Origin of the sequence: Lacticaseibacillus camelliae DSM 22697 = JCM 13995 (assembly GCF_001311195.1) — a bacterium.
Classification (GTDB): domain Bacteria; phylum Bacillota; class Bacilli; order Lactobacillales; family Lactobacillaceae; genus Lacticaseibacillus; species Lacticaseibacillus camelliae.
Map to the genome: position 1 here is coordinate 1 of NZ_BBAJ01000083.1, position 9,346 is coordinate 9,346.

The 9,346-nt window shown below is 49.1% G+C and carries 10 protein-coding genes and 1 pseudogene; all 11 read left to right on the forward strand.

What is annotated here, in order from left to right:
- Window positions 1-54: 54 nt before the first annotated feature.
- A complete protein-coding gene (locus JCM13995_RS11460) occupies window positions 55-321 on the forward strand; it encodes a hypothetical protein (protein ID WP_054665817.1) in 267 nt (88 codons plus the stop codon).
- Entirely contained in the window at window positions 234-1,142 is a 909-nt protein-coding gene (locus JCM13995_RS11465) for a S8 family serine peptidase (RefSeq protein WP_156314467.1), read from the forward strand. The genes JCM13995_RS11460 and JCM13995_RS11465 overlap by 88 nt, the downstream gene beginning before the upstream one ends.
- Entirely contained in the window at window positions 1,082-1,639 is a 558-nt protein-coding gene (locus JCM13995_RS11470; protein WP_263849669.1) for a S8 family serine peptidase, read from the forward strand. The genes JCM13995_RS11465 and JCM13995_RS11470 overlap by 61 nt, the downstream gene beginning before the upstream one ends.
- Window positions 1,640-1,751: 112 nt before the next feature.
- On the forward strand, window positions 1,752-2,495 hold the full coding sequence (locus JCM13995_RS11475) for an Fn3-like domain-containing protein (RefSeq protein ID WP_054665827.1): 744 nt from the start codon (window positions 1,752-1,754) through the stop codon (window positions 2,493-2,495).
- Entirely contained in the window at window positions 2,438-3,640 is a 1,203-nt protein-coding gene (locus tag JCM13995_RS11480; RefSeq protein WP_156314468.1) for a hypothetical protein, read from the forward strand. Before JCM13995_RS11475 ends, JCM13995_RS11480 begins: the two co-directional genes overlap by 58 nt.
- A complete protein-coding gene (locus tag JCM13995_RS11485; protein WP_054665831.1) occupies window positions 3,631-5,256 on the forward strand; it encodes a hypothetical protein in 1,626 nt (541 codons plus the stop codon). The genes JCM13995_RS11480 and JCM13995_RS11485 overlap by 10 nt, the downstream gene beginning before the upstream one ends.
- Window positions 5,257-5,261: 5 nt before the next feature.
- Entirely contained in the window at window positions 5,262-5,333 is a 72-nt protein-coding gene (locus JCM13995_RS17845; RefSeq protein WP_225350871.1) for a hypothetical protein, read from the forward strand.
- Window positions 5,320-5,823 (forward strand): hypothetical protein, encoded by a 504-nt coding sequence (locus JCM13995_RS11490; protein ID WP_054665834.1) that lies wholly within the window; start codon window positions 5,320-5,322, stop codon window positions 5,821-5,823. The genes JCM13995_RS17845 and JCM13995_RS11490 overlap by 14 nt, the downstream gene beginning before the upstream one ends.
- A 65-nt stretch (window positions 5,824-5,888) precedes the next feature.
- Entirely contained in the window at window positions 5,889-6,851 is a 963-nt protein-coding gene (locus JCM13995_RS11495; protein ID WP_054665838.1) for a leucine-rich repeat domain-containing protein, read from the forward strand.
- Window positions 6,838-8,142: an InlB B-repeat-containing protein gene (locus tag JCM13995_RS11500; protein WP_054665841.1), complete on the forward strand. Its 1,305-nt coding sequence runs from the start codon at window positions 6,838-6,840 to the stop codon at window positions 8,140-8,142. Before JCM13995_RS11495 ends, JCM13995_RS11500 begins: the two co-directional genes overlap by 14 nt.
- Before the next feature lie 95 nt (window positions 8,143-8,237).
- A pseudogene (locus JCM13995_RS11505) lies at window positions 8,238-9,346 on the forward strand (hypothetical protein); the annotation flags it as partial.

The window sequence follows — 9,346 nt, forward strand, 5'->3', positions numbered from 1 at the left end:
TGCGGAAAATAAGCCTTAGCGAGTCAGAAGGCGACTACTGAGGCGGCTGAGAAATTGACCGGCAGCAAGGTTGAAGAAGAGTTTGGCTATCTGGTGAAGGGCTTTTCGATTGATGCCAAAGTTTCAGACATCAGCAAGCTGCAGGCACTTGATGGCGTCAAGTCGGTTGAAGTTAGTGCCATTCAGACCCCGCAAGACATCTCTGCTGATAAAACCGTCCAGGCGGTACAAGCTTGCAAGAACAGAATGTTAAAGGCGAGGGTATGGCCGTTGCAATCATTGACAGTGGAATCGATCCGACGCACAAGGATTTCCGCCTGACCGATGAATCGACCGCGAAGATCTCGAAGGAAACCGCGCAAAAGGCCATCGATGAATTGGGTTATGGGAAATATGAAAATACCAAGATTCCCTTTGCACACAACTATGCTGATGGTAATGATGAAGAAGTTTACGACACCACTGGAGAAATGCACGGCCAGCACGTGGCGGGGATCGTGGCGGCCAATGGGGAAAATCCGGATAACGTGAAGTCGGTTGAAGGAGTCGCACCGGAAGCCCAGTTGCTGGACATGAAGGTCTTCAATAATATGGGTACCGGGGTTTTCTCCGACGTGATCGTGCAATCCATTGAAGATTCAGTGAAGCTCGGCGCGGACGTCATGAATATGTCTTTTGGTGCTGATGACGCCAATGCGAACATGAGTGACGTAGAAAATGACGCCATTGAAGCGGCAGCAGACGAAGGGGTCGTTTCGGTTATTGCCGCGGGTAACTCCGGTAATTCGACGGGTCGCGCGACAGGGGCGTTGGCGAACTACAACGCGCTCGATGATGGACTGATGTCCACCCCTGGCATTGCCGAGGATGCCATCACCGTCGCTTCTTCCGACAACACGACCTGGACCTCTTATGGCACTTCCGTCACTCATGCTAGCGATGATGGCGATGTTTTCGGCAAGGCTATCAGCATTGAACCCAATGCGGACTTGGTTTCCTCAACGAAGGCGTTAGCCATTTCCCAACGGCGCAGTTGGTCGTTGTGCCGAATGAAAGCAACTACGAAGATGTCGTTGATGGGGTGGGGGCCGGCTCCGATGGTGACTACGCCAATGTCGACGTCAGTGGCAAAGTCGCAGTAGTTTCTCGTGGCGGTAATGGCGAAGTGACTTTTGCCGATAAATACGCCAACGCGAAATCTCACGGCGCGGCCGGTTTGATCGTTATCAACAACGTGACGGTTGGTGATGGGGAAGCGGGGCTGTCAGCTGGCCTGCCAACCATTTTCACGAGCATGAAAGATGGTAAAACACTGGTTGATGATGTCAAAGCGCACCCGAAGGAGTTTTATAAATTCAGTACTTTCACGCCGGTGGTTTCAACCAGTTCCACGGCGAATGAAATGTCCTATTACACCACTTGGGGGCCAAACACTGACCTTGAATTAAAACCTGATATCACTGCGCCTGGTGGGCACCTCTGGTCAACGGCCAATGATAATGGTTATCAGGATATGTCAGGGACCTCTATGGCGACGCCAGTGACGGCAGGCGCCACGGCACTTGTGCTTCAAGGTCAAAAGGCGAATGGGCTCGGCCTGAGCGGCAAGGACCGAGTGACGGCAGCCAAGCTTGCATGATGAACACGGCTACTCCGGTGCTCGACAAAGCGCATGATAACGCCCCATACTCACCGCGACGACAGGGTCTGGGATTGTTCAGATCAGCCAAGCCCTGAAGTCTACCGTTGCCATGACAGTAAAAGGGAAAGGCGCGGCTTCGCTTAAGGAAATTGGTGACAAAGCAACTTTCACAATCAATCTGAAGAATAACGGTAAAACCGATATATCATACAATTTCAACGATTTTGGCGGTGCCTACACTAAGGCAGTGGATGAGGACAAAAACGTTTATGACAAGCACATCTCCGGGTCGACGCTGAAAGCAGATGCAGAGGAATTCGACTTGAAGGCTGGGGAGTCTAAAGATGTCACTGTGACGCTGACTTTACCGAATGGCTTCCACAAGTCCCAATGGGCTGAAGGATTCGTTGGTTTTAAGAGCAACACGTCAGACAGCCCAGATCTCTCAATGGCGTTCCTTGGGTTCTACGGGAACTGGGACAGTGCGCAGAAGATTTTTGATGGCATTGGCAACTCTGGCAAATCAATTTATCCTGATGAAAGTGCATATGTCTCGGATCACGGGAATTTTTTGATGTCTGAAGATGGGGCAGCACTGGGCCTGGTTTGGGATAGCGAATTTAGTGACACGGGTTCGACCCCGCTTGGGCGGTACTGGTACGACGCTAATTACGTCGCCATTTCACCAAATGGGATGGTACTCAGGACAATGCTTCTCCTTACGTTTCGCTTAATCGTAATGCTAAGGAACTTAAGGCTACTATTGTTGATGCGAACGGCAAGACGGTACGTGATTTGGGTTCTGCACTTGATGCATCCAAAAACTACATTTCTGGTCATGGGGAGCACGTGACCACGAATAGTTATCTGAGTATTGATCATCTAAAATTTGATGGGAATAGTTACGATCCGACGACTGGCAAAGAGAAGGCCTTACCAGATGGCCAGTATATTTACCGGCTAACGGCCAATGTAGATTCTGATGATGCTGGCAGCGAGACTCAGACCATGGACATGCCGATTAAGGTTGATAGCACGAAGCCAGAGTTTAACAATGTCAATCTAGCAAAGAATGATGATGGTAAGTGGCATGTTACTGGGACGGTTACTGACAAGACAAGCGGGCTTTCACCACTGTCCAAGATTGGTATTTCTGTTAACGGTTTTGCAATCACCGCCAAGCTGGATCCTCAAGTCAGTCAGGCTAAAGACTTTAGTTCCGTGGAGGACTTTGCCAAGGAACCACTGAAGACCTTTGATTTTGATACTGAGATCACTGACGTTTCACAGTATCTGAAGGACGGTATCAATAACATCCAAGTCGCCGCGATTGATAACGCCGGCAACCCCGGATCAATTGAAATTAAGGCTACTGTTGATGTGGCTTCGAACAGTAATAGTCTGATCCTTTTCAATGCCTTTGACGGTGAAACGACAGATGACACAGATACCTACTACAACAAGGATGATAAGACCTACACGATCTATGGCAACTACAAGAATGATTTCTATCTGAATGGTCAACCAGTCAAAGTCGATGACGATGGCAACTTTGAGGCACATGTGGCGACTACTGATGGGATGGATAAGTTGATCTTCTCTCAAGATGCCAAGCAAAATATCGTGATTAAAACAATCAAGTTTGGTTTTGCTGCACAGCCTGTCACAACGCTTGACTTGCCAGCGGGGGGGCAGTGGTATGACATGACCGATGGTTCCAGAATGTATGGGGTCAACAATACTGCGGATACCTTCACGTTATCTGGGAGCGTTTCGGGCAGTCCATCCGATATTGTCACCTATGGGTACAACGAAGGCGGGTCGACATTTGAGCCGGATTCTTACAACTTAGACAAGGCAACCAGCAAATTTAACGCTTTGTTCAGAATGGTCAACGGCAGTAGCGCACGTGAGGGTGAGAACATCATGAGCGCCCAGCGTTCACCTCGATTCCTGGCGTCGGTGAAGTTGACGGCCCAGAAGCTGACATGCTGGTGACTCAGCTTGATCGCACCTACCTTAACTTTGACAACGTAGTCGGGGGATCAACAGTCAACATCTCCAAGGAGAATGAAAAAGACATTAAGTATGATGAAGCAACTGAAACGTTGACCATCACCGGGACGGCCGGCAATGCGTTTGATACAGTAGATGACTTCACGATTCTTGGCCATTCGATGGATCCCGATGATCCCGAAAACAAGGTTCAGGTGGATCCAACCACGCATCAGTTTAGTTACAAGCTCAAAGTTGGCGAAAACCAAGTACGCTACATTACTTATCAGTTTAAACTGAGCGGTGCTGAGGAGTGGACACGAGGGTCGTTCGGGGTTGCGGTTGACACGACCTTCCCGGTTCTTGATTTCACCACAGGAGACAATTGGCAGGCTTCCGCGTTAGATGATTACGACTATGAGGTATTCACTAACAAGGATTCCCTTGAACTAAAGGGTGAATTTGGTGATAACCTGAGCGGTTACACGGTCAAGATTGGTACTGACGAATTTTATCAGACGCCATGGAATCAAACGCTTAGTGAGAAGTACACCACAGATCAACCAAAACAGTTTGACACGGAATTGCCATTGACACCAACAGACGATAGTAAGGACCTCGTTAAAGACAACGGTGCTTCTGATAACGTCTTTGTGATGACCGTCACGGATAACTATGGCAACGAAACTAAGCGCCGGATTCTCGTTCACCAGAAGAAAGCTGCACTGGATGCGCCAACGATTACGCCAAGCACTCAGAAGCTGACCAATGCACCGGTCGCGTTGACTGCAACGCAGGCGCAAGACGCAGATATCCAGTATAGCTTGGACAATGGTAAGACTTGGAACAGCTACGATGGCAGTGTAAATAAAGCAATTGATGGGGATATTCAATTCAAAGCTAGCGATAAGTACGGGAATGAATCACCCGTTGCGACATACACCGTAAAGAATATCGTCAATCAGATTGCGGCTTTGCCGACAGCATCGCTAAGTGATCTGAGTGCAAACACCAAAGCCATCACAGTCACGCTCGGGTTTGATAAAGCTTTGACTGCCGATCAGCAAGAATATACGCACCTTCGTTACAGCCTCGATGGCGGTGAAACTTGGGAGACCTACACCAAGCCATTTGCAGTGACTGCGACCACTGATATTCTCGTCCAAAGCTTCGATGATGCAGGCAATAAATCAACAGCAATCACCACTTCTGTGATTATTCCTGAAGATGAGAAGACTGATGATTCAGACAAGGGGACAAACGGGACACCAGGGGAGACTAATGGCGGGTCCGACGAGAAGGGAGATTCTAGCTCCACCGGCGACGGTGAGAAGGATGATACCAACACTACTGGCGACGGTAACAAGCAGGACGGCTCCGTTTCCACGGGTAAAGACGCTTCTCAAGCTGCTGGCACGGATGATGAGAAGCAACAAAGTGGCGAAAATGGTGCTACTAAGACTGATCAAGCGTTGCCAGCTCCGAGCCTGAGCGATCAGCTCGCGTATACAAAGACAATGGGTCGCTTTCGTCGGTTTCACGCGGGGCACGGACAAATTCCGGCCGTCGGGGTAGGAGATTGCCAAGCACAGGCGAGAAAGTGGCGCATAACGCTCTGACTGGGATGCTGGTCATGGTGCTGACTGGTCTCGGGTTCACATTTGTTGGGGGTAAAAAACGAAATGAAGAAGAATAAACATTTAAATGTACTCCTTTATAGCACGGCATTACTCGCTAGTTTATCGTTTGCGACTCTGATTCAACCTCAGGCGTCCGTTCGTGCAGACACAGTTACCGAAGATTCTGGGGATAGTTCGAAAGACGGCCAGGCCCAATATGAGCCAGTTGACTTCACCAAAGTAAATTTTCCGGATCAAGGACTACGCGATATCTTGACTGCAATGGCTTATAAAGTTGATCCAGAATGGGATGGCAAGCAATTTAGCTCCGACATGTTGAGTTCAATGCAGTCCATTGAAGCTCTTGACCCCGACGATCCGGTGAAGGACCTTAAAGGGCTTGAATTACTGCCTAAATTGTATAACCTTTCGCTTGGAGCGGGCTCTGAGGTCTCTGACTTCAGTTTGCTGCCGAAGCTGACATACTTGAAAATGCTGGATCTTGAAGGGATCAACCTTGAGCACATTGGCCCAAAGATCTTCAATCGGATTCTATTACCAAGCTGACAATTGGTGATGATTATTCCACCCATGCGACTACGACTCTGCAGTCGCTGGAGCTGGACGGATCTTTGCCAAGCCTCCAGCAATTGACCGTTGAAGACAGTAGTACGATTACTAAAGTCTCGGTCAAAAATTTGCCTGTACTTGAGGAACTACGGGCGGAGGACCTTACCAGTCTGGATGATGCTACCGTCGAAAATCTGCCTGCACTAAGCAATTTGGATCTGTACAACGATCCAAAGTTGGCAACCCTCAACGCCAGCGGTTTGGATAAGGTTAATGATCTGACTATTTCCAAGGATGCCTTTTCAGAATTCGATCTTAAGTCATTTCCAGGACTGATTGATTTTGATGCGTCGGATAACCAACTCTCCAGTCTTGACCTAAGCAATGTGAATCTGACTTCTTTAAATTTGGCGAATAATCAGTTCAAGAGTATTGATCTTTCAAAGCAGACTCATCTGGGAACACTCTATCTGCAAGGCAATCAGCTCTCTGAAATCGATTTGGCCGGCTTGGAGTATTTATCGACGGTCGATCTTTCGTATAATCAGTTGACGACGTTTGACGCACCTGATGCGCATGGCGATGATGTTAGTTTTGACGAATTGAGAAACGAAGGGGAATACAAGGCAGGACTACGGACCTTGAGTTTGAACGGCAATAAACTGACTACCTTCGATGCGTCATTGTTTCCGCAGGTCACTCAGCTCGACCTTTCTGATAATCAGTTGACTAGTTTTACACCGAACCACGTCGTAGCCTCCCTGAATTTGACGAACAATAACCTGACAGGGACGCTCAATATTAGTGGTGCTAGTCATTTGATCAATTTGGCTGCCAGTGGGAATGCATTCTCCTACATCGCCAATGATGTGCCAGATATTTCGGTGATTTCTCAGTATGTATGGAATTACGTTGCTGATGAGCACGTGCGCGCCAATACTTATGAGGTCGATGGTCACTGGTATGTCAACGTGCGGGACTTGATTGGCGACGCAGATGCAAGCGATGAGGATGCAAAAAAATGATCTCGCCTATGTTCACGTTGATACCAGTAAATGGCAGATGCGCGATGACGGAACGGCAATTTATATTGGTGAGGGACGCCCAACTTCCTTTGAATATGATGGGATGGTTTCTCACATGGAATGGACAACTGCTTCAGCGGTTCAGTTTCAGGCTGATTACCATGTTACTGCAGCGCTGACACCAGGTGCTGACAGTGACATCAAAGTGGCATTTAAGAGCGCAAACAATGATGAAGGGACCGTTTCTGGGACTGTGACGGCCAAGGCAGGTCAGCTGCTGAACGAGAACCGGCTGCCGACCCCTGAACCACAGGCGGGATACCGCTTCGATCACTGGCAGGATCAGGACAATAACGTCATCGACTTTGATCTCTATAAGCCAATTGGCAACACAACGCTTTACGCAGTGTTCGCTAAGGATGATGGAAAAACGTCGGCTAGCGTGAAGTTAGTCTTCAAGTCTGCTGATGAGAAGCGAGGTACTGTTGACAAGACCATTTCAGCCAAGGCGGGGACACCGCTGAACGCTGCGAAAGTACCGACGCCGATTGCAGCTGAAGGCTTTGCTTTTGACCACTGGGAAGATGCGGGTGGCAATTCGGTTGATTTCAGCAACTACACGCCAAGCAGCGATGCGACATTTACTGCTGTCTTCGCTCCGCTTTCTGTGGATGCAGCGGCTGGTCAAAAAGCCGGGGTGGCCGATGGTGCAGCCGGCAAGCAAGTGGCTGATAATGCTTCGCAAAGCAAAGCATATCAGGATGCTTACACAGCCGCTTACACGGATGCCAAAGCGACCTATGATGCCGACTTTGCGACTGGCGAGGCAATTGGGGCCGCAGATTCTGGTGAGAATCTCGATGCTGCAGATGTGAGTGCTTTTTCGGCGGGTTATCAAGCGGGTTACGCCAAAGGCTACGCTGAGACGGAGCGGGATTCATATCGTGGTTACAATACAACCGAGGCGTTCAAGGTGGAGGTTAAGGCCGCAGATGCGACTCAGTCTGACCTTGACACCAACTTATCTGTACCGCAAGGGGAAATCTTTGGAAACTGGTATGAAGACAACAGCTCATTCCGCAACTCTGGGGTCCATGAAGGTTATACCTTCGATCATTGGGAGGATGACAAGGGCAACGTTATTGATCTGACCCAATATAAGGTTACGCGTGATCAGATTATCTACGCTTTCTATACGACTGTTGATTTGTCTGGTGAACAGGGAAAGGCAGCTGGCAGGCTGACGGTGAAGCAGGTCTTCCGCGTAATGTTGGTGAAGACAAGTCAGTAGAATATATCAATGCCTACTACGAGGCTTACGAAAAAGGGTACAAGATTTATCAGCAGCAGTACGATGCTGGGGTCGCGGCTGGTCGGGCCGACGGCGTGGGTAACTACGATTATGCCGACACGACAATGGAGACTGAGGCTTTCCAGAAGGGTTACACCTATGGGTATGATGAAGGCTACGCTGAGTTCACGGGAATTGCCAGTGCCGAGGATCAAGGAGCAGCCGCTGGTAAGGCCGATGGTGAAGCAGGCAATGAGCCCGCAGATAACAGTGATCAGTCTGAAACCTATCAAATTGCCTATACTGAAGCTTACGATGCGACTAAAGAGACGGCGGATTCAGATTTCGCTTATGGTCAAATGGTTGCTACTTCTGATGCAGAGTCGACACAACTTCGAACGGATATTTCTAAGCAGTCATTAGCCTTCCAAAAGGGTTATAACGAAACGTTTGATGAGTTAATTGCGGACTACAATGCCGGTGTTGCACTGGCCAAGCAAGACATTTCCGCCGGCAAAGAACCCACCGATGTTTCGGGCCATTCTGAGCTTTTCCAGGCCGGATATAATCAGTTTTATGAATTCCCAGCGGATGAAGAGGTTTCCGATGAGGTTTCTGAGGCACGGAAACGGGGTAAGGAGGATGCCCAAGGTGGCTATCAGCTTCATGTGCCGGATGGTGCCACCGCAGAATTTGAGGCAGCTTACAAACAGGCATACACGTTTGCAAAAGCAAAATACGACGCTCAGTACAGTCATGGCACGCACGATGCCCAGCTTGATGCGGGAGAAGGTTTGGTGGCGATGGACCTGACAGGAACATCGGCGGCTTATCAGGCAGGCTATAACCAGGCCTACAATATGGATTTCAACTCCATCAAATCTGATATTCTTTCGGCAGCTTCACAAGCGACTGCAGATCGTGATGGCGGGAAAGAACATGCCGACACTAGCCACTCAAACGTGTTTCACCAGAAAGTCTACGATTACTTCTTTACCAGTACTAAAGGCGCCGATGATTTCACTGATGATGAGATATTGGAACTAGCAGGCTTCCCTCAAGCAAATGATCGCCACAATTATACTGGTGATATGACTGTTACCGACACTGGCGACAAGGGTGATACAGGCGAACCAGCAGACACTGGCGATAAAGGTGATACGGGCGAACCAGTGGGCACCGGCGATAAAGGTGATACAGGCGA